This window comes from Campylobacter concisus, from assembly GCF_002914005.1.
GTDB lineage: Bacteria > Campylobacterota > Campylobacteria > Campylobacterales > Campylobacteraceae > Campylobacter_A > Campylobacter_A concisus_N.
In genome coordinates this window covers 38,899-60,488 of the sequence record NZ_POZU01000036.1, presented here as the reverse complement: position 1 = coordinate 60,488, position 21,590 = coordinate 38,899, and the positions used below count along the sequence as shown (strand labels likewise).

The 21,590-nt window shown below is 37.3% G+C and carries 26 protein-coding genes; 25 read left to right on the top strand and 1 reads right to left on the bottom strand.

All coding sequences use genetic code 11. The features are described from left to right. The first annotated feature begins 198 nt into the window (after positions 1 to 198). A complete protein-coding gene (locus CYP54_RS03960; protein ID WP_103604277.1) occupies positions 199 to 1,866 on the top strand; it encodes an anaerobic C4-dicarboxylate transporter in 1,668 nt (555 codons plus the stop codon). 51 nt (positions 1,867 to 1,917) lie between these two features. On the opposite strand, the gene flhB is transcribed toward CYP54_RS03960, so the two are convergent. Further along, the gene (flhB, locus tag CYP54_RS03955; protein ID WP_035167257.1) at positions 1,918 to 2,991 is read right to left on the bottom strand and encodes a flagellar biosynthesis protein FlhB; all 1,074 of its coding nucleotides are present in this window, start codon (positions 2,989 to 2,991) and stop codon (positions 1,918 to 1,920) included. 132 nt (positions 2,992 to 3,123) lie between these two features. Between flhB and CYP54_RS03950 the strand changes: the two genes are divergently transcribed. From CYP54_RS03950 to CYP54_RS03835, 24 genes are all read left to right on the top strand, one after another. Next, positions 3,124 to 4,086 carry a hypothetical protein gene (locus CYP54_RS03950; protein ID WP_103604276.1) on the top strand — a complete coding sequence of 321 codons (963 nt, stop codon included), beginning with the start codon at positions 3,124 to 3,126 and terminating at the stop codon, positions 4,084 to 4,086. 107 nt (positions 4,087 to 4,193) lie between these two features. Beyond that, entirely contained in the window at positions 4,194 to 4,508 is a 315-nt protein-coding gene (gene rplU / locus CYP54_RS03945; protein ID WP_021090648.1) for a 50S ribosomal protein L21, read from the top strand. Between the two features lie 11 nt (positions 4,509 to 4,519). Further along, positions 4,520 to 4,777, top strand: a complete 258-nt coding sequence (gene rpmA, locus CYP54_RS03940) for a 50S ribosomal protein L27 (protein ID WP_002942569.1) — start codon at positions 4,520 to 4,522, stop codon at positions 4,775 to 4,777. A gap of 224 nt (positions 4,778 to 5,001) precedes the next feature. After that, positions 5,002 to 6,060 carry a GTPase ObgE gene (gene obgE / locus CYP54_RS03935; protein ID WP_103604275.1) on the top strand — a complete coding sequence of 353 codons (1,059 nt, stop codon included), beginning with the start codon at positions 5,002 to 5,004 and terminating at the stop codon, positions 6,058 to 6,060. Between the two features lie 46 nt (positions 6,061 to 6,106). Beyond that, positions 6,107 to 6,442: an EF-hand domain-containing protein gene (locus tag CYP54_RS03930; RefSeq protein ID WP_103604274.1), complete on the top strand. Its 336-nt coding sequence runs from the start codon at positions 6,107 to 6,109 to the stop codon at positions 6,440 to 6,442. A gap of 16 nt (positions 6,443 to 6,458) precedes the next feature. Beyond that, positions 6,459 to 7,364: a methionyl-tRNA formyltransferase gene (gene fmt / locus CYP54_RS03925; RefSeq protein WP_103604273.1), complete on the top strand. Its 906-nt coding sequence runs from the start codon at positions 6,459 to 6,461 to the stop codon at positions 7,362 to 7,364. A gap of 16 nt (positions 7,365 to 7,380) precedes the next feature. Continuing rightward, a complete protein-coding gene (gene thiD / locus CYP54_RS03920; RefSeq protein WP_103604272.1) occupies positions 7,381 to 8,169 on the top strand; it encodes a bifunctional hydroxymethylpyrimidine kinase/phosphomethylpyrimidine kinase in 789 nt (262 codons plus the stop codon). Between the two features lies 1 nt (position 8,170). Beyond that, the gene (locus CYP54_RS03915) at positions 8,171 to 8,806 is read left to right on the top strand and encodes a biotin--[acetyl-CoA-carboxylase] ligase (RefSeq protein WP_103604271.1); all 636 of its coding nucleotides are present in this window, start codon (positions 8,171 to 8,173) and stop codon (positions 8,804 to 8,806) included. Next, the gene (locus CYP54_RS03910; RefSeq protein WP_103604270.1) at positions 8,803 to 9,585 is read left to right on the top strand and encodes a ParA family protein; all 783 of its coding nucleotides are present in this window, start codon (positions 8,803 to 8,805) and stop codon (positions 9,583 to 9,585) included. The genes CYP54_RS03915 and CYP54_RS03910 overlap by 4 nt, the downstream gene beginning before the upstream one ends. A 15-nt stretch (positions 9,586 to 9,600) precedes the next feature. Next, a complete protein-coding gene (locus CYP54_RS03905) occupies positions 9,601 to 10,461 on the top strand; it encodes a ParB/RepB/Spo0J family partition protein (protein ID WP_103604269.1) in 861 nt (286 codons plus the stop codon). 95 nt (positions 10,462 to 10,556) lie between these two features. After that, a complete protein-coding gene (locus CYP54_RS03900; RefSeq protein ID WP_103604268.1) occupies positions 10,557 to 10,979 on the top strand; it encodes a FoF1 ATP synthase subunit B' in 423 nt (140 codons plus the stop codon). A gap of 9 nt (positions 10,980 to 10,988) precedes the next feature. Next, positions 10,989 to 11,501, top strand: coding sequence for a F0F1 ATP synthase subunit B (locus CYP54_RS03895; protein WP_002939383.1), 513 nt, complete (start codon positions 10,989 to 10,991; stop codon positions 11,499 to 11,501). Then, complete coding sequence (locus tag CYP54_RS03890) at positions 11,501 to 12,031, top strand: F0F1 ATP synthase subunit delta (RefSeq protein ID WP_103604267.1); 531 nt, start codon at positions 11,501 to 11,503, stop codon at positions 12,029 to 12,031. Before CYP54_RS03895 ends, CYP54_RS03890 begins: the two co-directional genes overlap by 1 nt. Before the next feature lie 14 nt (positions 12,032 to 12,045). Continuing rightward, on the top strand, positions 12,046 to 13,563 hold the full coding sequence (gene atpA, locus CYP54_RS03885; protein ID WP_103604266.1) for a F0F1 ATP synthase subunit alpha: 1,518 nt from the start codon (positions 12,046 to 12,048) through the stop codon (positions 13,561 to 13,563). Between the two features lie 9 nt (positions 13,564 to 13,572). Continuing rightward, positions 13,573 to 14,460 (top strand): ATP synthase F1 subunit gamma, encoded by an 888-nt coding sequence (gene atpG, locus CYP54_RS03880; RefSeq protein WP_002939426.1) that lies wholly within the window; start codon positions 13,573 to 13,575, stop codon positions 14,458 to 14,460. A gap of 11 nt (positions 14,461 to 14,471) precedes the next feature. Further along, a complete protein-coding gene (gene atpD / locus CYP54_RS03875) occupies positions 14,472 to 15,869 on the top strand; it encodes a F0F1 ATP synthase subunit beta (protein ID WP_103580399.1) in 1,398 nt (465 codons plus the stop codon). 18 nt (positions 15,870 to 15,887) lie between these two features. Beyond that, positions 15,888 to 16,277, top strand: coding sequence for an ATP synthase F1 subunit epsilon (atpC, locus tag CYP54_RS03870; protein ID WP_021090667.1), 390 nt, complete (start codon positions 15,888 to 15,890; stop codon positions 16,275 to 16,277). After that, positions 16,278 to 16,862: a MotA/TolQ/ExbB proton channel family protein gene (locus CYP54_RS03865; protein WP_051288435.1), complete on the top strand. Its 585-nt coding sequence runs from the start codon at positions 16,278 to 16,280 to the stop codon at positions 16,860 to 16,862. Next, a complete protein-coding gene (locus CYP54_RS03860) occupies positions 16,863 to 17,261 on the top strand; it encodes a biopolymer transporter ExbD (protein ID WP_021090535.1) in 399 nt (132 codons plus the stop codon). Between the two features lies 1 nt (position 17,262). Next, positions 17,263 to 18,210: a TonB C-terminal domain-containing protein gene (locus tag CYP54_RS03855; protein WP_087585512.1), complete on the top strand. Its 948-nt coding sequence runs from the start codon at positions 17,263 to 17,265 to the stop codon at positions 18,208 to 18,210. A gap of 24 nt (positions 18,211 to 18,234) precedes the next feature. After that, positions 18,235 to 19,491 carry a Tol-Pal system protein TolB gene (gene tolB / locus CYP54_RS03850; protein ID WP_103604265.1) on the top strand — a complete coding sequence of 419 codons (1,257 nt, stop codon included), beginning with the start codon at positions 18,235 to 18,237 and terminating at the stop codon, positions 19,489 to 19,491. A 64-nt stretch (positions 19,492 to 19,555) separates the two neighbouring features. Next, complete coding sequence (locus CYP54_RS03845; RefSeq protein WP_021090913.1) at positions 19,556 to 20,062, top strand: OmpA family protein; 507 nt, start codon at positions 19,556 to 19,558, stop codon at positions 20,060 to 20,062. A gap of 17 nt (positions 20,063 to 20,079) precedes the next feature. Then, positions 20,080 to 20,922: a tetratricopeptide repeat protein gene (locus CYP54_RS03840; protein ID WP_103604264.1), complete on the top strand. Its 843-nt coding sequence runs from the start codon at positions 20,080 to 20,082 to the stop codon at positions 20,920 to 20,922. Between the two features lie 56 nt (positions 20,923 to 20,978). Further along, complete coding sequence (locus CYP54_RS03835; protein WP_258033662.1) at positions 20,979 to 21,587, top strand: FKBP-type peptidyl-prolyl cis-trans isomerase; 609 nt, start codon at positions 20,979 to 20,981, stop codon at positions 21,585 to 21,587. Positions 21,588 to 21,590: the final 3 nt, after the last annotated feature.

Here is a 21,590-nt window from a genome sequence, read left to right as displayed (position 1 = left end):
TTTTTATATATTCTAAGACAAATAAAATCTTCAAAATCAAATAAATTTTTGCAAGAGATAATCTTATAAATTTTATCCTAAATAAGCCTTCTTAATCAAAATGTTATATTTGTATCAAATTATCCTTAAAATATAAGTTTAATCTAAATCCATAAGAGATATAATCTTGATTAAATTTATATTAACTTAGGAGGTTTCATGGATTTTCTCATGAATTTAAGCGAAGGCATGCAGTTTGCTATCCAGCTTCTCATCGTCCTTATCTGTTTGTTCTACGGAGCTAAAAAAGGCGGTATCGCACTTGGTATGCTAGGTGGTATCGGTCTTATAGTTCTTGTTTTTGGATTTAACATCGAGCCTGGTAAGCCAGCTATTGATGTTATGCTAACTATCCTTGCTGTCGTTGTGGCAAGTGCTACGCTTCAAGCTAGCGGCGGCCTTGATGTTATGCTTCAAATAGCAGAAACCATACTTAGAAAAAATCCAAAATATGTAAGTATCTTGGCTCCATTTGTAACATGTACGCTTACTATTTTATGCGGTACTGGACACGTTGTTTATACTGTGCTTCCTATCGTTTATGACATTGCTATCAAAAATGGTATCCGTCCAGAGCGTCCAATGGCAGCAAGCTCGATAGCCTCACAAATGGGTATCATCGCAAGTCCAGTTTCAGTTGCTGTTGTAACTCTTACAAGCTTTCTTATTAATGCTAAAACTCACCTAGCTGGCTTTGATGGATATTTAGATCTTTTAAAGATTACGATTCCATCAACATTTTGCGGTGTTTTAGCGGTAGGAATTTTTAGCTGGTTTAGAGGTAAAGATCTTGATAAAGACGAAGTATTTCAAGCAAAGCTTCAAGATCCTGAGTTTAAAAAATATGTTTATGGCGATAGTGCGACACTTTTAGGCAAAAAGCTTCCTGGCTATCAATGGGCTGCGATGTGGATATTTTTAGGCTCTATCCTTGTAGTTGCGCTTCTTGGATATTTTAAAGATCTTCGTCCAAGCTGGACTACTTACAAAGATGCAACAGTCGTTCAAGTAATAGCCAACCTACCAACTGAGCAAAAAGTCTTAAAAACCTTAAAAATAAAAGATGCTAGCATCCAAACAGAGGCGGCTGAGCTAAAAGTAGCAAACGATAAGCTAAATGCTAATCAAAAAGCTCAATCAGTCAAAATCATCGGAAAAGATGCAAATCAAACTCTTACTCGCACGGCTGATGGCGCAGTAACATATATAAATGAAAAAGGCGCAAAAGAAGAATTCCAAGGTACTTACATCAATATAAGTAACAAACAAGCGTCTTCAAAGAGCCTAAGCATGGTTCATGTTATCCAAATTTTCATGCTTTTAACTGGCGCTATCATCTTAATCTTTACACCAACAGATGCTAGCAAGATCGGCAAAAACGAGATATTTAGATCAGGTATGATCGCTCTTGTTGCAGTTTTTGGTATCTCTTGGATGGCTGAGACTATGTTTGCAGTGCACACTCCTATGATGAAAGAGGCGCTAGGAAGCATCGTAAAAGAGCACCCTTGGACTTATGCGGTTATGCTTTTGATTATCTCAAAATTTGTAAATTCTCAAGCTGCAGCCTTGGTTGCGTTTGTGCCATTAGCATTAAATATCGATGTTAATCCTGCTATCATTCTAGCTTTTGCACCAGCTTGCTACGGATACTACATCCTACCAACATATCCAAGCGACCTTGCAGCTATTCAGTTTGATAGAAGCGGTACGACACATATTGGTAAATTTGTTATCAATCACAGCTTTATCATTCCGGGTCTTATTGGTGTTATATCCTCTTGTATATTTGGCTATATTTTTGCAACTGCTTTTGGATATCTATAATAGATAAATTCTCTTGCTGCTAGTAATTTCTAGTGGCAAGAGTAGAATTTATCAAAGCTTATCTTTAAATTTTTGTTTATTGCTCATATAAACGAAGCTTAGCACCTCGGCTACGGCTCTAAAAAGATGTGCTGGTATCGTATCATCGACTTCACAAATTTTATAAAGCTCTCTTGCGAGTGGTGGATTTTCATAAATTTGCACACCATTTTCAACGGCTATTTTTTTGATTTGCAGTGCTAAAAAATCAACACCTTTGGCAAGTATTATCGGCGCCTCGTCGCGACTTTTATCATATCTTATCGCCACGGCGTAGTGAGTAGGGTTTGTGATGACTACGTCAGCTTGTGGGATATTTTGCATCATTCGACGCTTGGCTGCACGCATTTGTGCTTGACGAATTCTACCCTTCACTTGCGGATCTCCTTCCATTTGCTTATACTCATCTTTTATCTCTTGCTTGCTCATACGAAGGTCTTTAAAGTATTGAAAACGCACGATAAGAAGGTCGATAAGTCCGATCACAAAAAGGATAAAAAGCATGACACTAACAAGAATGATGAGCTTTTCTTTTAGCCAAGCAAGCTGATCAAACATAGAAAAAAAGAGCGTGTGTGGCAGCTCTTTGATAAACTGCAAGAAAAAATAAAATCCAACACCAAAGACGATGCTAACTTTTAGCACGATTTTAATGCTGTCTATCACTTTTTTCATCGAGAATAAATTTTTTAGTCCCTTTAGCGGGTTTATCTTGCCAAAATTTGGCATTATAGGCTTTGTGGTAAAGATAAATCCAAACTGCATTACATTTGCGATGACACCAGCGATCGCCACACAGATACAAACTGGAAGTATCATAAGAAGCGACCTTGCAAAGGTATTTACAACGATCATTTTTACAGTTGGCAAGGTCAGTGGCTGACCGATAAATTTTGAGTAGTAGATATAAAGTGAGATGATCTGTTCTTTCATGAAATTTAGCATCGCAAGTAGTACGCCAATAGCGATGACAAGGGTCACGAACCCAGCTAGGTCCTGACTTTTGGGGACGTTACCATCCTTTTTTGCATCTTCTATCTTTTTGGGGGTCGCTTCTTCGGTTTTTTCCTGATCTTCGCCTGCCATCTTTATCCTAAGGGTGCTTAAATTTGGGGCGATTATAGCCAAAATGCGGTTAAACTATCCGCTAAAGCCACCTTTTGCACGTGGAAAATTAGGCGTTTTTGGCTAAAATTATCAAAAATAAGGAGACACAAAATGTCATTTTTAGAAGGCTTATTTAACATTTTCAAAACCAAGAAACCACCAAAAAGCAACGAAGAGCTACTTTTAGACGAGTACGCAAGTATTTACGCCCAAATAAAAGAGAAAAATTTAAACGAATACGACTTTTTATGTGAGCTCATACGATTACTCTCTTTTTCAAGAGCTAGAGACTACAACTCTTATCTTGAAAAGTGCCTAGCTGATGGCGATGCCGAGGCACTAAATGATCTCATCTTTCAATACGCTAAGCTAAATTTACTCCCAGGATGTAGCGGTGGATACGATCAGTGTGAGAGGCTCATACCGGGGTTTTTTGCTATCGCTTGCGGTGACACAGATGGTATGATACGGATCTTTCCAAAAGGCCTGTCACCTAGCAAAAATGGCTATAAATTTCTATGCGTGATGCACGATTTGCTCACGGCGATGCTTTGGCAGGATGAAAATTTACTTGCCCAGACTCTAGAAAAAGCTCACGCTTTTGCGCAGTCAAAAAAGCCATCAAACGAAAGAGAGGCGGTTAAATTTATGCTAGCCTTGCATGAAAAAGATACGGCCGCTATGAGCGAGCATTTGCAGAAATTTTGCTCCACATTTGGCAGGACAGATGCGCCTAAATTTGAAAAAAGACTTTATATTTTCGCACACGGACTTCATGCCCTGGCGCGCTACTTTTTACCGCTTGAGCTCTTTAAAGAGATAAAGCTACCAAAAAATGAAAATTTCAGTAAATTTTACACACAAAGGCTCTTTCAAAATGAAATTCCTAAGCCAAAACTCTATTTTACTTTTCCACCCGAGCTTGAACTGATAAATGTGATCTTAAGTGTGCCAGTAGCCAAGACACTGATATATCAGCCACATTTGCCAAATGACAAAACATTTTTCTTAGACCATACATCTATGATAAGAAATTTAGCCGACGAGATCATAAGATCAGGGGCATTAAAGTAGAATTTATAAACTTTTGGCTAATATTCACACCTTACAACCAATAAAGCTCCATAAATCTTTTGCAAAAAAGTGCTTTTTGGTCTTACCAAATTTTAGAAAGGTAGAGTATGTCAAAATACGCTATATTTAAGCATGGCGGTAAGCAATATCGTGTTAGCGAGGGCGAGTACCTTAAGCTAGATCACTTTAGTGCTGAAGCTAAATCAACCGTTGAGATTACAGAAGTTTTAGCTGTAAATGACGGCGAAGTAAAGGTAGGTGCGCCATTTGTAAAGGGTGCAAAAGTTGTTCTTGAGGTCGTTAATGAAGGCAAAGACAAAAAAGTAGTTATCTACAAAAAACGCAGACGTAAAGACTCAAAACTAAAACGCGGCTTTAGAAGACAATTTACACGTGTAAAAGTCGTAAGTATCGCAGCTTAAGGAGATAAGATATGGCACACAAAAAAGGTCAAGGTTCAACCCAAAATAACCGTGATAGTATCGGACGCCGATTAGGTGTTAAGAAATTTGGTGGCGAGTTCGTTCGTGCTGGAAATATAATCATCCGCCAAAGAGGAACAGCAACTCATGCTGGAAATAACGTAGGTCTTGGCAAAGATCACACTATTTTTGCATTAGTCGATGGCTTTGTAAAATTTGAAAGACTTGATAAAAACAGAAAAAAAGTATCTGTTTATCCAGCTGCATAATCTCAGGGGCAATCGCCCCTTTCTTTCTTGAAATTATTCAAAAATCAAAATTTTTATTTAGTGTTTAGAATTTTTTAAATAGCTATTTAAGAGAAATTTTAAATCAACCATAACTTTATATTTTAGGCTTCATACTGATTATCTTTGCTTTATTTTAGACAAGATATCACGATTTAATTTCAGTAAAGTTGGATATAATCCAAATAAAAAATTTAAGGTAAAAAATGTTTATAGATAGTGCAAGATTGACTCTAAGTTCGGGGCATGGTGGAGCTGGAGCTGTGAGTTTTCGCCGTGAAAAACACGTCATTTTAGGTGGTCCTGATGGCGGAGATGGCGGAGATGGCGGAGACGTTTATTTTGTTTGTGATAACAATACACATACTTTAGCAAATTATAAGGGTAAAAGAGCCATGAAAGCTGGTAATGGTGAAGCTGGCATGGGCAAGCGAATGACTGGCAAAAAGGGCGAAAATTTAGAACTCATAGTCCCTCCTGGCACAGCTGTTTATGATGCACAGACAAATGAGCTGCTCTGCGATATAGTTAGCGAGGGTCAAAAGACACTATTTTTAAAGGGCGGCAAAGGCGGACTCGGAAATTTCCACTTTAAAAGCTCTATCAATCAAGCTCCAGAATACGCACAAAAAGGCATGCCTGAAGAGAGCATTGAAGTAAGGCTCGAGTTAAAGCTCATCGCTGATGTTGGTTTGGTGGGCTTTCCAAATGTCGGTAAATCAACGCTTATTTCAACAGTATCAAATGCCAAACCGCAGATCGCAAACTACGAATTTACGACGCTTACGCCAAAGCTTGGCCTTGTTGAGGTCGATGAGTTTAGTGGCTTTGTCATGGCTGACATCCCTGGTATCATCGAGGGAGCGAGTGATGGACGCGGTTTGGGCGTTAAATTTCTAAAGCATATCGAGCGAAATAAAATTTTACTTTTTATGATAGATGGAGCAAACTATAGAGGTATGAGCGAGCAGTTTAGTGTGCTAAAAGAAGAAGTCGCTAAATTTTCAAGTGTGCTTGCCAGCAGGGACTATGCTATCGCTATCACCAGAGTCGATGCGGCGGAAAATTTAGATGAAAATATAAAAGAATTTATGAAATTTTTAAAGCTAAAACCAGAGCAAAACGGTAAATTTATCTACAAACAAGATTTACTAAGCTTTGATCATTTAAAGCCATATTTTATTTTGCCGATCTCATCAGCGACAAACGAGAACATCGACGAGCTTAAATTTGCACTGCTTGAGCTACTTAAAAAAGAGCTTTGAGTTGCGACTTTTTGGCGCTTTGAGCATAGAAATTTAAGAACATAAAATGAAGAAAATTTTTTGCATTATACTATTTTACTTTAGCGCATATAGCTGTGATCCAGCGGATCCGGCATATATGTTTTTGGATTACAATGACATAGATCGTGACGGCATGCTAAATTTAGATGAGTGGACGTCCTGCAAAGTGCCATCAGCGCTAAAAATAGCACCAGATCTATGCACTAGTGAGGAATTTAAGAGGCTGGATCTTGATCGTAGTGGCAAAGTTAGCATTAATGAGCTAGGAAGTTTGATATTTCAAAAGATTGACTGGCAAGAAGATCCATGCGCCTCTTGGCTGACTGGCAGTAAAAACGTAGATCAAAATAAAAGTCGTTGAAATTTAAAGGAAAGTGATGAATGTAGTTTTTATGGGGACGCCCGATTATGCCGTTAGGATACTTAGGCACCTAAAAGAGGCTGGCTTTAATATAAAAGCAGTCTTTACCCAGCCTGATAAGCCAGTTGGTAGAAAGCAAATTTTAACCCCAAGCGAGGTGAAAATTTACACACAAAATGAGTTAGCAGGCGTGCCAGTCCTTACACCAAATACGCTAAAAGATGAGGCGGTTATTGCCGAGCTAAAGGCATTTGAACCTAAATTTATCGTAGTGGCAGCTTATGGTAAAATTTTGCCTGGGAGCGTGCTTGAGGTGGCAACTTGTATAAATTTACACGCTTCAATCTTGCCAAAATATAGAGGCGCAAGCCCTATACAAAGCGCGATCTTAGCAGGCGAAAAGCAAACTGGCGTCACAGCTATGCTAATGGACGCTGGGCTTGACACTGGCGATATGCTGGACTTCATATACACGCCTTGCGAGAGTAAGATGTCAAGCGAGCTTTTTAGTGAGCTAGGCGAGCTTGGCGGTGAGCTAATCGTAAAAGTACTTAAAAATTTTGAAAATTTAAAGCCACAAAAGCAAAATGACGCAGAGTCTTCGCACTGCAAAAAGATAAGCAAGAGCGACGGGCTTTTTAGCTTTGATGAAGATGCGGGGCAAATTTATAATAAATTTCGTGCGCTCACACCTTGGCCGGGGCTTTATTTGGCAAGCGGGCTAAAAATTTTATCGCTTGAGTTAAGTAAAAAAAGTGGTAAAAGTGGAGAAATTTTAAGCGTAGAAAAAGACCACGTTGTGGTTGCTTGCAAGGGTGGGGCGGTTAAAATTTATGAGCTTCAAGAGCCAAGCAAAAAGCCAACAAACGCAAAAGCATATATAAATGGTAAGCGCCTTAGCGTTGGCGATGAATTAAAATAAATTTAAAGGAGCGGTTATGAAAAATGCACTAAGTATAGCAGGGGTTGATCCAAGCGGTGGAGCCGGAGTTTTAGCTGATATAAAGGTCTTTATAGCGCACGGCGTATATGCGATGGGAGCGATTACGGCGGTCACTGCTCAAAATACAAAAGGTATATTTGGCATGCAGCTAGTTGAACCAAAGCTCATCGAGGATCAGATCAAGGCGATATTTGATGATATAAGAGTTGATGTGATAAAAATAGGCGTTGTCCCAAGCGTTGAGATCATCAAAAGCGTCGCAAAAACGCTAAGAGAGATCAAAAATTTACCACCAGTCGTGCTCGATCCTGTTATGAGCTGTAAAAATGGCGACATCTGGCTAGAGGGCGCTGCAAAAGACGCGATCGTGGAGGAGCTATTTCCACTTGCGAGTGTGATCACGCCAAATATCTTTGAAGCGCGCGAAATTTTAAAGCATGAGCTAAAGGGCGAGAGCGAGCTAAAAGAGGCTTGCAAGGAGCTTTTGAAATTTGGTACAAAAAGCGTCTATCTAAAATGTGGCGAACTTAATGGCAAGTCGCTTGATATATTTTATGATGGCAGCGAGTATGAATTTGTTAGCGACGAGCGCATAAAAACGACTGCGACACACGGCTCAGGCTGCTCACTATCAAGCGCGATCGCTTCGAATTTAGCAAATGGCCAAAACCTAAAAGAGAGCGTAAAAAATGCGCATGATTATATCTTTAACGCTATCAAAAACGCGGTTATCATCGGCGGTGGACAAAATCCGGTAAATCACTTCTATAAATTTAAGTTGTGATTTGAAAGTAGAGTTTTTTCAAAGTCTGCCTTCGACACAGGAATTTTTGATAGAGGCCCTAAAAAACGGCGAGATAAAAGCTCCGTATATGGTTGTGACGTATAATCAAACCAAAGGCATCGGTAGTCGCGGTAACAGCTGGGAGGGGCTTGGCGGAAATTTGTTTATGTCATTTTGTATAAGCGAAGATGAGCTACCAAGCGACATACCTCCGCCCTCGATCTCGATATATTTTTCTATGTTGATGCGTGAAGTCTTGAGCGAACTTGGCTCAAAGTGCTGGTTAAAATGGCCAAATGACTTTTATGTGGACGAGCGCAAGATAGGTGGCACTTTAACAAATAAAGTAGATGAAATTTACATTTGTGGCATGGGGATAAATTTAGCTAGCGCGCCTGAAAACGCGGGCATTTTGGATATAAAAACTAGCGTAGATGAGCTAGTTTGGGGCTTTATTAGTATGCTTGATAAAAAGATTTTATGGAAGCCAATTTTTAGCAAATTTAGGATAGACTTTTGCAAGTCAAAAAGTTTTATTACGCATATTGCAAATAGAGCTGTTTCGCTTCAGGATGCTGAAATTTGCGATGATGGAGCGATCTTACTAAATGGGGAAAAGGTATATTCGTTAAGATGAGCGAGATAATAACAATAGCTAATCAAAAAGGCGGCGTTGGCAAGACCACAACAGCCGTAAATTTAGCCGCATCACTGGCGGTTGCTGAGAAAAAAGTATTATTAATAGATATCGATCCACAGGCAAACGCGACAACTGGACTCGGTTTTAGCAGAAGTGACTATGAGTTTAACATCTATCACGTCTTAACAGATAGAAAAAAGCTCTCGCAAATTGTATTAAAAACTGAGATCCCAACACTTTTTTTAGCTCCATCAAATATCGGACTTGTCGGTATTGAGCAAGAATTTAACGATCAAAATAAGGATTATAAACTAATCCTTAAAAATAAAATTTCAGAAGTTGTAAACGACTATGATTTTATCATCATCGATAGTCCTCCAGCACTTGGTAGCATTACGATAAATGCTCTTAGTGCAAGTGATAGTGTTATTATTCCGATTCAATGTGAATTTTACGCACTTGAGGGCTTAGCTCAAATTTTAAATACGGTTAAGATCATCAAAAAAACGATAAATCCAAAGCTTAACATAAAGGGCTTTTTACCGACTATGTTTAGCTCACAAAACAATCTCTCAAAAGAGACAATTGCAAATTTAAAGCAGCATTTTGAAAATAAGCTCTTTAAGAGTAAGGACGGCAAAGAGGAATTTGTGGTCGTTCCAAGAAATGTGAAACTTGCTGAAAGCCCAAGTTTTGGCAAGCCAGTGATACTTTATGATATAAAATCACCAGGCTCAATTGCGTATCAAAATTTGGCATATTGTATTTTAAACTAAAAAATAAGGAAAAAAATGGCTAAAAAAGGTGGATTAGGGCGAGGACTTAGTGCGATACTTGAAGATGTAGAGCAAGCCTACAGTAAAGAGATCGCAAATTTAAATGACTCTGAGATGGTCGAAGAGATAAATATAGATGAAATTTTACCAAACCCATACCAGCCTAGAACGCATTTTGATGAAGAGGCTTTAAAAGAGCTAAGTGCCAGCATCAAAAGACACGGATTGATCCAGCCAATAATCGTCATCAAAAAAGATGATGGTTATATGTTAATAGCTGGTGAGCGCAGATACCGCGCTACAAAGATGCTTGGAGCAAGCAAGATAAAGGCAATCATCGCTGATATCAAATCTCAAAATTTAAGAGAGCTTGCACTTATTGAAAATATCCAACGTGAAAATTTAAATCCAATCGAACTTGCAAAGTCGTATAAAGAGCTCATAAATGAGTATAAGATTACACAAGATGGCTTGGCAAATATCATTCATAAAAGTAGAACACAAATAACAAATACGATGAGGCTTTTGCTTCTTAGCGACTATACGCAAAAACTTTTACAAGAAGATAAGCTAACGCAAGGTCACGCTAAAGTTATAGTTGGGCTTAGTACTGAAGAAGAAAAAATGGTTGTTGATACGATCATCGGTCAAAAGCTAAGCGTTAGAGACACAGAAATTTTAGTAAAAAAGATAAAAAATAAGGAAGAGATAAAAGACAAAAAGCCAAAAATTTCTGAGGAAATGAGCAAAAAATTATCAAATTTACAAGAAATTTTTAAAAATTTAAAGATAAAGACAAAAGTAAAATCTAGCAATCTAGTTTTAGAATTTAATAATATTTCACAGGTGGAAGAATTTATTGCTAGGCTAAAATAGAATTACAAATTTATTTTTATTTTTAGTAATTTATTGTAAAATCAGACTTTAATTTGAATATTAAATAAAACTTAATGATAAAATAAGGAGAGTGGATGTTAGAAATAGATGTGCCATTGATGCTTTTAACGGCTATCGTTTTCTTAGTATTGATCGCTATTTTGAATTCCTTGCTTTATAAGCCAATGCTCAAATTTATAGATGACAGAAATGCCTCTATAAAAAATGATGAAGAGAGTGCTAGTAAAAATGCAAGTGATCTAAGTGTTCATGAAAAAGAGATTGAAGAGATTATATTAAACGCAAGGACTGAGGCCAATAAAATAAGGCAAGAAGCCTTAAATTTGGCAAAAGAGGAGTCTTTAAAAGAAGTAAATGCTGTAAAAACTAGTTTAGAGGCTGATTACAATGAATTTTTAAATGCTCTAAACTCCCAGAAAGATAACTTAAAGGCAGATCTATCAGCTAAACTACCTGAGCTTAGAGCAGCTTTAAACGCTAAGCTCTCTAAAATTTAAAGGAAATTTATGAAGATAAAAATTTTATTTTTTCTAGCAATTCCATTTCTAGCATACGCTAGCGAGCATGGTGGAACAAACTACGACATAGTCGAGAGAACGCTAAACTTCTTACTTTTTTTTGCTATTTTGGTCTATTTTGCTGCTAAGCCACTAAAAGCTCTTTATCAAAGTAGGATCGACAGGATCGCAAATAAGCTTGAGAGTATCCAAGAGAAGCTTCGTGAGTCAAAAGCTAAAAAAGATGACGTTTTAAAGCGTGTAGAAGAGGCTAAGCAAAATGCAAATGCTCTAATCGAAACTGCGAAAAAAGAGGCTGTAAATTTAGCTGCTAAAGTTAAAAAAGAGGCTCAAAACGATATCGCAAATATCGAAAAAGGCTACAAAGAGCAAAAAGAATTTGAAGAGCGCAAGATGACAAAAGGCGTTGTAAATGAAATTTTGAGCGACATTTTCTCAAGCGATAGCCTAAAAGTCGATCAAAAAGAGCTTGTAAATATCATACTTAAAAAGGTTAGCTAATGAATGAAGTAGTAGCTAAAAAATACGTAAAAGCGATCTTAAGCGACGTAAAGTCTAATGAACTTAATGTATTTGTTGAAAATTTATCAGAGCTAGCCGCTGCTTTTGCTAGCGATAAATTTAAAAGCATTATAAGTTTGCCAACATTAAAGGCTTCACAAAAGGTTGAATTTGTACTATCTTTGGTTAAAAATCAAGATGTTAAATTTGCAAATTTTATAAAGCTTCTTGGTGCAAACAAAAGACTAGAGCTTATACCTGCGATACTAGATGAGATGAAGATAGAGCAATCTCTGCTTGAAAATACATATCGCGGCGAAGTTGTTGGAAATTTTGATCTAAGCGCTGAGCAGCTAAAAGCTTTGGAAGAGAATTTCTCTAAGAAATTTAACTCTAAGATCAAGCTTGATGGCTCAAAGAGCAATTACAACGGTGTAAAAGTTGAGTTAGACGATTTAGGTGTCGAGGTAAATTTCTCTATCGACAGACTAAAAAGTCAAATGAGTGAATATATATTAAAAGCAATTTAAAAAGGAGTGAAAGCGTGAGTGCAAAAATTAAAGCTGACGAAATTAGCACGATAATCAAAGAGCGTATTGAAAATTTTGATTTAAGTGTTGATGTAGAAGAGACCGGTAAAGTCATCTCAGTCGCTGATGGCGTTGCTAACGTTTATGGTTTGAAAAACGTTATGGCTGGTGAGATGGTTGAGTTTGAAAGCGGCGAAAAGGGTATGGCTCTTAACCTTGAAGATAGCAGTGTTGGTATAGTTATCCTTGGAAAAACTAGCGGTATCACAGAAGGAAGCTCTGTAAAAAGACTTAAAAAACTTCTACGTGTGCCAGTTGGCGACGCATTGATCGGCCGTGTTGTAAATTCACTCGGTGAGCCAATCGACGCAAAAGGTCCAATCGAAGCTACTGAATCTCGCTTCGTCGAAGAAAAAGCAAAAGGTATCATGGCAAGAAAAAGCGTTCATGAGCCACTTCAAACAGGTATCAAAGCTATCGACGCACTTGTACCAATCGGTAGAGGACAAAGAGAACTAATAATCGGCGATCGCCAAACTGGTAAAACAACAGTTGCTATCGATACTATCATCAACCAAAAAGGTCAAGATGTCATTTGTATCTATGTAGCTATCGGTCAAAAAAAATCAACCGTTGCTCAAGTCGTTAAAAAACTTGAAGAATATGGCGCTATGGACTACACAATAGTTGTAAATGCTGGTGCTAGTGACGCAGCTGCGCTTCAATACCTTGCACCATACGCTGGCGTAACAATGGGTGAATACTTTAGAGATAACTCTCGCCACGCATTAATCATCTATGATGACTTGTCAAAACACGCGGTTGCTTACCGTGAGATGTCTTTGATCTTAAGAAGACCGCCAGGCCGTGAAGCTTATCCGGGCGACGTTTTCTACCTTCACTCAAGACTTCTAGAAAGAGCAAGTAAGCTAAATGACGCGCTAGGCGCTGGATCTTTGACAGCTCTACCTATTATTGAGACTCAAGCGGGCGACGTTTCAGCTTATATTCCAACAAACGTTATTTCTATTACAGATGGTCAAATTTTCCTTGAGAGCGACTTATTTAACTCAGGTATCCGTCCAGCGATCAACGTTGGTCTTTCTGTATCTCGTGTTGGTGGTGCGGCTCAAATAAAAGCTATTAAACAAGTTTCTGGTACACTAAGACTAGACCTTGCTCAATACCGCGAACTACAAGCGTTTGCTCAATTTGCAAGCGACCTTGACGAGAGCTCAAGAAAACAACTAGAGCGTGGTCAAAAGATGGTTGAAGTACTAAAGCAACCTCCATATTCTCCACTTCCAGTTGAGAATCAAGTAGTTATCATATTTGCTGGCGCTAAGGGCTATTTGGATGATGTTGCAACTGCAAATGTAACAAAATTTGAGGCTGAGCTATATCCATATATAGAGGCGAAATACCCTGAAATTTTTGAGCAAATCAGAACTAAAAAGGTTCTTGATAAAGAAGTAGAAGAAATTTTACATAAAGCGTTGAAAGATTTTAAAGCGACTTTTGCCGCTAACTAGGGCTAAGATATGTCAAATTTAAAAGATATAAAACGAAAGATTAAGAGCGTCCAGAATACTCAAAAGACGACGCGTGCGATGAAGCTTGTCTCAACAGCAAAGCTTCGCAAAGCCGAAGAGGCTGCTCGATACTCTAGAGTTTACGCACTTAAGATCAATGAGGTTTTATCGGAGATAGCTTATAAGATCAATCAATATGCATCAGTTATGACTGAGAGTAAATTTTTTAACACAACAAAGAGTGTAGAAAAGGTTGATATTATATTTGTTACCGCTGATAAAGGGCTTTGCGGTGGCTTTAATGTCCAAACTATAAAGACAGTTAGGCGCATGATTGATGAGCTAAAAGCCAAAAAGATCAAGGTCAGACTAAGAGCTGTTGGTAAAAAAGGTATAGAATTTTTCAATTTTCAAGGCGTTGAACTACTTGAGACTTACGTCGGAGCTAGCTCTTCTCCTACATATGAAAAAGCTCAAAAAATCATAAAAGATGCCATCGATGACTTTACAAACGGCATAACTGATAAAGTCGTGCTAATACACAATGGTTATAAAAATATGATTTCTCAAGAGATTAGAGTAAATGATATTGTGCCTATTGAGCCGTCTAAGATAGTTGCTGTTGAGACAAATTCTTTGATGGAATTTGAACCAGAGGACAACTATACTAAGATTATGGATGAATTGCTTAATAAATATTTTGAGTATAGTATGTATTATGCTTTAGTTGACTCTTTAGCGGCTGAGCACAGCGCTAGAATGCAAGCTATGGATAATGCAACAAACAATGCTAAACAACGCGTCAAACAGTTAAATCTTGCTTACAATAAAGCAAGACAAGAGTCTATTACCACTGAGCTTATTGAGATCATCAGTGGTGTTGAATCAATGAAATAAAAGGAGTATGAATGAAGGGTGTTATTAGTCAAGTTATGGGCCCTGTGGTCGATGTTGACTTTAATGACTACTTGCCGAAGATCAATGAAGCTATCGAAGTTTTATTTGAGGTTGAGGGCAAGAAACATAAACTAATATTAGAAGTTGCTGCTCACCTAGGCGATAATAGAGTCAGAACTATTGCTATGGATATGAGTGAGGGCTTGACTCGTGGCTTAGAGGCTAAAGCACTTGGTGCGCCTATTAGTGTTCCAGTTGGTGAAAAAGTTCTAGGTAGAATTTTTAACGTAGTTGGTGATTTGATCGACGAGGGCGAGGGTATAAATTTTGATAAGCATTGGTCTATTCACCGCGATCCTCCTCCATTTGAAGAGCAAAGTACAAAAAGTGAAATTTTTGAAACTGGTATCAAGGTAGTCGACCTTCTAGCTCCTTATGCAAAGGGCGGTAAAGTAGGTCTATTTGGTGGTGCTGGTGTTGGTAAAACGGTTATTATTATGGAGCTTATCCATAACGTTGCGTTTAAACACAGCGGTTATTCTGTATTCGCTGGTGTTGGTGAGAGAACTCGTGAAGGAAATGACCTTTATCACGAAATGAAGGAAAGTAACGTTTTGGATAAAGTTGCCTTGTGTTATGGTCAAATGAATGAGCCACCAGGAGCAAGAAACCGTATCGCGCTAACTGGTCTTACAATGGCTGAGTATTTCCGTGATGAGATGGGACTTGACGTTTTGATGTTTATCGATAATATCTTCCGTTTCTCTCAATCAGGTGCAGAGATGTCAGCTCTACTTGGACGTATTCCATCAGCTGTTGGTTACCAGCCAACTCTTGCAAGTGAGATGGGTAAATTCCAAGAGAGAATTACATCAACTAAAAAAGGTTCAATCACTTCTGTTCAAGCCGTTTACGTTCCTGCGGACGACCTTACAGACCCAGCTCCTGCAACTGTTTTTGCGCACCTTGATGCCACAACAGTTCTTAATAGATCTATTGCGGAAAAAGGTATTTATCCAGCTGTTGATCCGCTTGATTCAACATCAAGAATGCTCGATCCTCAAATTTTAGGAGCAGATCACTATAAGGTAGCTCGTGGCGTTCAAGCTGTGCTCCAAAAATATAAAGATCTTCAAGATATCATTGCGATCCTTGGTATGGATGAGCTTAGCGAAGAAGATAAGCTAACAGTTGATAGAGCAAGAAAGATAGAGAGATTTTTATCTCAGCCATTCTTCGTTGCTGAAGTATTTACAGGTAGCCCTGGTAAATATGTAAGTCTTGACGAAAATATAGCTGGCTTTAAGGGAATTTTAGAGGGTAAATATGATCACTTACCAGAAGCAGCATTTTATATGGTTGGAAATATAGATGAGGCTTTAGCTAAAGCTGAGAAACTTAAGGCTTAAATTTAAAAAGGAAGCGTAATGGATAAATTACATTTAGAGATCGTAACTCCTCAAGGTCAGATATTTAATGATGACGTGAGCAGTGTAGTGCTTCCAGGTAGCGAGGGTGAGTTTGGTGTTTTACCAAACCATGCCTCATTAATATCTCTTTTAAAAGCAGGTATTATAGATATAGAACATAAAAATAAAAAACATGATGTTGTTGCGATTAACTGGGGCTATGCAAAGATTGACGAAGGTAAGGTAGTAATACTTGCTGACGGTGCGGTTTACGTCTCTGGTGATAGTGAAAGTGAGCTTGCAAATTCATTGGAAGCTGCTAGAAATTTGATAGAGAGCATGAGCAGTGATACAAATGCTTTTGCAGCAACTATATCTAAAATGGAAAATGTAGTGAGAACTAGATAAGTGGGCGGTATAGATTTATTTTTAAATTACATTCAAAGAAGTAGTTTTATTACAATTATTGTTTTAACTTGGCTGTCAATATATTTTATAGTTAGTTTCACAATTCTTTTTTCAAGAATGGCTGGTATTGGAGCTTGGCAAAAACGTGAGCAAAATGCACTTGAAGCACTGCTTATGGGTGCTAAAAATATTCCAAATGATTCGTCTTTGAGAAAATGTGCAAATGGAAGAATCTCAAGAGAAAAACTAAACGTATGTATAAGTATAGCCGAGAAAAATGCTACAAGTGGACTAACGTGGCTAAGTGTAATAGCATCTACTTCGCCTTTTATCGGTCTTTTTGGAACCGTTGTTTCTATTTTAGAGACATTTTCACAGCTTGGAAATGGCGGAGGTTCATCACTTGGTATTATCGCTCCAGCTATTTCAGAGGCACTTGTTGCAACTGGTTGCGGAATTTTTGTTGCCATCCCAGCATATACATTTAACTTACTCATAAAAAGAAAAGCTTATGAATTAATGAGTGTTATTGAGCGTCAGGCTGATGTAATGATAGCACTTAAAAAAGATGATGAGATACTATAAATGGCCGTTAAATTTACCGATGAGACACCAGAGCTAAATATAACTCCTCTTGTTGATATTATGCTTGTTTTGCTAGCCATTTTAATGGTTACTATGCCAACTATAACATATCAAGAGGATATTACTCTTCCGGATGGTTCAAAGGCGAAAACTTCAACATCTAAGCAAAAAGACCTTATAGTATCTATAAATTCACAAGGACAAGTTAGAGTTGATCAAAGCACTATGAGCCTTGCTGAGTTTCCCGATAATATCGCATTAATGAGTACAAAATACGATAAAACCTCGCCTATCTATATAAAAGCTGATAAAAATTTAAAATACGATGATGTTATGTTTGTATTAAAGACTTTGAAAGGTGCTGGTTTTAATAAAGTAGCTTTAGAGACAAACGGTTAAAATGTCAAATAAAGTTAAATTTCCAACGCTTAGTTCGTTTCTTGTAGCATCTTGTATTTACGTTATTATTATACTTGTTTTGTTTATAAAGCTTACTTTTTTTGTAGAACCTCCTAAAAAATATACTGATGATAAAGATGCTATTATGGATGTGGTTATGGTTGATAGAGAGGTTGATCAAACCATTAAAGCTCCAAAACAAGCAGATGAAGTAGTTAAAGAGACAAAGCCTGAACCTAAAAAGGAGTCTGAAGAAGATAAGCAAGAGACTACAAATAAGCCTGTTGTACCAGATGAACCATTACCTACCCCAAGCTTACCAACTCCTCCAAAAGAGGAACCAAAACCTGAGCCTAAAAAGCCAGAACCAAAACCAGAAATTTTAAAACCAAGTGAAGAACCCAAAGAAGATGTTAAGCCAGAGCCAAAACCTGAGCCTAAGCCTACACCAAAACCAGTTGAAAAGCCAAAACCAAAAGAGCCAAATATAAAAGACCTCTTTAGTGACATAGATTCTACGAAACTTAAAAAAGATGATGGTATAAAAAAGGCCGAAAGTAAAGTGCAAAGCCGTAAAAAAAGCGAAGCTTCTAGTTCAAAAGCCGCAAAAGAAGCTAGTGATATAATAAAGAGTTTAAAGATAGATCAAAATCCAACTGCTCCAAAATCGCAAATGACAGGTACTTATGATAAATTATTTGGTGAGATAACAAAACAAATAGAAAGAAGATGGCAAAGCTATAAGGCCGACTCTGCAAATTTAGCTAAAGTTAAAGTTATGATAGATCAGAGCGGAAATTTTAGCTATGAAATTTTAGAGCTATCATATAATGAAGAATTTAACGCAAAAGTAAGAGAGTGCTTAGAAAAACTTACAACGGAGAAATTTCCATTCAATCCAGACAAAAGCACTACTTTTAATTTAAATTTAGAAGATAAAATAAACTAAAATTTATAAAATTATGGAGTAGAGATGAAGAAAATTTTTCTTTTTTTATGTGTTGCTCTAGGGCTTTATGCTGCTGATGCAACCATATCTGTTGTAAATCAAGGTATTGCCTTGCCAAAGATAGCTTTGCAAGATGCAACAACTGCTGTTAGCGATATGGGTTTTAAAGACAAATTCTTTAAAATCATGCTAGGAGATCTAAAGGTTAGTTCCGATTTTGAAGTAATCGAAGACCATGTGCCTTCTACCTATGAAGGGGATGCGACTACTAATACAATGAGTGATAAAGGCGTCGAGCTTATCTTTAGATATGCACTTGAAGGCTCTATGGGCTCGCCTCTTACTTTAAGAGTAAAACTGATAAACGCTAAAACAGCAACTACAAGATATGAGAAGGTTTATACTATGCCAGATGGCGCAAAGTATCCGTTTTTGGCGCATAAAAGTATAGTTGAGCTTACTAATGAACTAAATTTACCACCAGTTGGCTGGATGGAAAAATTTATTATTCTTTCAAAATATACTTCAGCTCGCCAAAGCTCTATCATAGTTGCTGATTATACACTTACATATCAAAAGACCATAGTAAGTGGCGGTCTAAACATTTTCCCAAAATGGGCTGGAGCCGATCAAAGTAAATTTTATTATACATCTTACATAAATAATAAGCCAACTTTATTTAGATATGATCTAAATTCTGGCACAAAAACAAAGATAATTGATAGCATTGGCATGCTTATAGCCTCAGATGTTAGTAAAGATGGAAGTAAAATTTTATTAACCATGGCACCAAAAGATCAGCCAGATATTTTTATCTATAATACAAATAGTAAAAGTTTGACGCAGATTACCAATTATCCAGGTATAGATGTAAATGGAAATTTTGTAGATAATGATAGTAAGATAGTTTTTGTATCAGATAGGCTTGGTTATCCCAACGTTTTTGCAACTCCTGCGATTTCTGGCGGAAGCGTTGAACAAATGGTATTTCATGGTAAAAATAATAACTCTGTAAGTACATTTGAAAATTATGTTGTTTATTCAAGCAGGGAAGCAAGCGGTAGTTTTAATATATATCTAATTTCAACTCAAACGGATTTTATACGCCAGCTTACAGCAAATGGCAAAAATAACTATCCAAGATTCTCAAGCGATGGGCAAAGTGTCGTCTTTATAAAAGAGCTTGGTGGTCAAAGTTCACTAGGGGTTGTTAGGCTAAATGAAAACAGAAGTTTTCAGTTTCCTTTAAAAGTAGGAAAAATTCAATCTATAGATTGGTAAGATTCTGATAAAATTTAAAATTTTTGTGATATAATTCGACCAAATTTCTAAAAAAGGATAAGGAATGAAAAAAGTAGTTCTAGCAAGTGTTGCAGTTGCAACTTTATTGTTGAGCGGTTGTAGCTCAAAAAACCCTGAAGTTGATATGAATTCAAATTCAAATCAATCTGCAGATAATTCAGGTAGCATGAGCGATGCTGATAGATTAGCAGCTCTTATTGCTAATATCGAGAGTCAAGTTAAAAGTGTATACTTCGACTTTGATAAATTTAACATAAAAGCTGATCAACAAGGTGTTGTTAGCTCAAATGCATCAGTATTCAACCAAGCTGACGCCCAAGCTCTTTCTATAAAAGTAGAAGGTAACTGCGATGAGTGGGGTACAGATGAGTATAACTATGCTCTTGGTTTAAAACGTGCTAAAAGTGCTAAAGATGCTCTTGTAAGAAATGGCGTTAGTGCTGATAGAATCGCTGTAGTTAGCTTTGGCGAAAGCAATCCAGTTTGCACAGATAAAACAAAAGCTTGCGATGCTCAAAATAGACGTGCAGATTTCAAAGTACTTCCATAATTTATAATTAAATAATAATGAACAAAAAATCAATTATAGTGGCTCTGATTGGAGCCACTATCTCTATTACCTCCGGCCAAGAGATTTCAGCTTTTGATGCAGGCAATATGGATAGTGTGAATCCATATGGTCTAACTGACAATGAAAAAGTTACCTTAAACAATAAGCGAAGTGTTCAAAATATTGAAGAGAATATGAATAGTGTTTTAGAACAACTTCAAGGTTTGCAAAGCTTGATTGAGAGCATGAGTGCTAGAATGAATAAGCTTGAGCAAAGAATAAATGATATAGAGACGAAGGTAAATGGAGGCATAAGTGATTCTGGTGTAAGTTTGACATCACTGAAGGCTTATGTTGATGAAACTAGAGATATACAAGACAAAAACTATAAAAATATTACTGCTGCCTTAAATAAATTAGGCGCGATAATGGATAAAAATGCTGCTCAACCAAAGCAAAATGCAAATCCAAAACAACAAAATAAGCCAACTTCAAATTTTAGTGGAAAAAGCGATAAAGATATTTTGGCTGATGGCATTAAACTTTTAAATTCTGGCAATAGCACAGAAGCAGCTGAATATTTTGAATATTTAAATAAAAAAGGCTATAAAACTGGTGCAACAAATTATTATTTAGGTGAAGTTGCTTACAGTCAAAAATCATACAGCACAGCTATACAATACTACAAAAAAAGCATACAGGACGAAGATAAGGCTGACTATACACCAAAACTTCTATATCACACAGCTATAAGCTTTGATAAGATAGGTGATACGCAAAGTGCAAATAGATTTTATAAGGCTTTAAAAGTCGGTTATCCAGATAGCAAAGAAGCCAAAGCCTCTCCCAATAGAAACTAAATTTTAATCTTTTTTAGATATAATCCCACATTAATCAAAAAACCAAATCTAAGGAGATTATTGTGAGTAAAGATCAAGTTATAACTATGTTTTACGAACTAAAAGATGCTAACACTGGTGAAATTTTAGAGTCAAACATGCAAGAAGGTGGCCAAATTTCATTTATAACAGGGCATGGCCATATTATAGAAAAGCTTGAAGAAGAAGTAAGCAAATTAAAATCAGGTGAAAGAGCAACTATAAGCGTAAAGGCAGCAGAGGGTTGTGGTGAATATAATAATGAAGCCATTCAGTCGTTACCAAAAGAGCAATTTGCTGGTATAGATTTGCATGAAGGAATGGAACTTTTTGGTCAAAATGAGGATGGCTCAAGCGTTCGTGTTATTGTTAAAGAGATCAAAGATGATGAAGTGACAGTTGATTTTAATCACCCATATGCTGGTAAAGATTTACTATTTAATGTTGAAGTTTTAGAAGTTAGAGATGCGACAGAAGATGAAAAAGCAACAGGCATGGTGGCTGGGGCTCATACTTGCGGTTGTGGTGGTCACGATCATGAGCATGAGCATGAGCATGAGTGCTGCGGGGGTCATGGACACGGGCATGGACACGGACACGAGGATGGTGGTTGCGGTTGCGGTGGACATGGACATCACCATCACTAAGAA

What these genes read in the sequence shown, in the direction of transcription:
- CYP54_RS03960 (WP_103604277.1), top strand. Translation starts at nt 199, where the DNA reads ATGGATTTTCTCATGAATTTAAGCGAAGGCATGCAGTTTGCTATCCAG.
- flhB (WP_035167257.1), bottom strand. Translation starts at nt 2,991, where the DNA reads ATGGCAGGCGAAGATCAGGAAAAAACCGAAGAAGCGACCCCCAAAAAG.
- CYP54_RS03950 (WP_103604276.1), top strand. Translation starts at nt 3,124, where the DNA reads ATGTCATTTTTAGAAGGCTTATTTAACATTTTCAAAACCAAGAAACCA.
- rplU (WP_021090648.1), top strand. Translation starts at nt 4,194, where the DNA reads ATGTCAAAATACGCTATATTTAAGCATGGCGGTAAGCAATATCGTGTT.
- rpmA (WP_002942569.1), top strand. Translation starts at nt 4,520, where the DNA reads ATGGCACACAAAAAAGGTCAAGGTTCAACCCAAAATAACCGTGATAGT.
- obgE (WP_103604275.1), top strand. Translation starts at nt 5,002, where the DNA reads ATGTTTATAGATAGTGCAAGATTGACTCTAAGTTCGGGGCATGGTGGA.
- CYP54_RS03930 (WP_103604274.1), top strand. Translation starts at nt 6,107, where the DNA reads ATGAAGAAAATTTTTTGCATTATACTATTTTACTTTAGCGCATATAGC.
- fmt (WP_103604273.1), top strand. Translation starts at nt 6,459, where the DNA reads ATGAATGTAGTTTTTATGGGGACGCCCGATTATGCCGTTAGGATACTT.
- thiD (WP_103604272.1), top strand. Translation starts at nt 7,381, where the DNA reads ATGAAAAATGCACTAAGTATAGCAGGGGTTGATCCAAGCGGTGGAGCC.
- CYP54_RS03910 (WP_103604270.1), top strand. Translation starts at nt 8,803, where the DNA reads ATGAGCGAGATAATAACAATAGCTAATCAAAAAGGCGGCGTTGGCAAG.
- CYP54_RS03905 (WP_103604269.1), top strand. Translation starts at nt 9,601, where the DNA reads ATGGCTAAAAAAGGTGGATTAGGGCGAGGACTTAGTGCGATACTTGAA.
- CYP54_RS03900 (WP_103604268.1), top strand. Translation starts at nt 10,557, where the DNA reads ATGTTAGAAATAGATGTGCCATTGATGCTTTTAACGGCTATCGTTTTC.
- CYP54_RS03895 (WP_002939383.1), top strand. Translation starts at nt 10,989, where the DNA reads ATGAAGATAAAAATTTTATTTTTTCTAGCAATTCCATTTCTAGCATAC.
- CYP54_RS03890 (WP_103604267.1), top strand. Translation starts at nt 11,501, where the DNA reads ATGAATGAAGTAGTAGCTAAAAAATACGTAAAAGCGATCTTAAGCGAC.
- atpG (WP_002939426.1), top strand. Translation starts at nt 13,573, where the DNA reads ATGTCAAATTTAAAAGATATAAAACGAAAGATTAAGAGCGTCCAGAAT.
- atpD (WP_103580399.1), top strand. Translation starts at nt 14,472, where the DNA reads ATGAAGGGTGTTATTAGTCAAGTTATGGGCCCTGTGGTCGATGTTGAC.
- atpC (WP_021090667.1), top strand. Translation starts at nt 15,888, where the DNA reads ATGGATAAATTACATTTAGAGATCGTAACTCCTCAAGGTCAGATATTT.
- CYP54_RS03860 (WP_021090535.1), top strand. Translation starts at nt 16,863, where the DNA reads ATGGCCGTTAAATTTACCGATGAGACACCAGAGCTAAATATAACTCCT.
- CYP54_RS03855 (WP_087585512.1), top strand. Translation starts at nt 17,263, where the DNA reads ATGTCAAATAAAGTTAAATTTCCAACGCTTAGTTCGTTTCTTGTAGCA.
- tolB (WP_103604265.1), top strand. Translation starts at nt 18,235, where the DNA reads ATGAAGAAAATTTTTCTTTTTTTATGTGTTGCTCTAGGGCTTTATGCT.
- CYP54_RS03845 (WP_021090913.1), top strand. Translation starts at nt 19,556, where the DNA reads ATGAAAAAAGTAGTTCTAGCAAGTGTTGCAGTTGCAACTTTATTGTTG.
- CYP54_RS03840 (WP_103604264.1), top strand. Translation starts at nt 20,080, where the DNA reads ATGAACAAAAAATCAATTATAGTGGCTCTGATTGGAGCCACTATCTCT.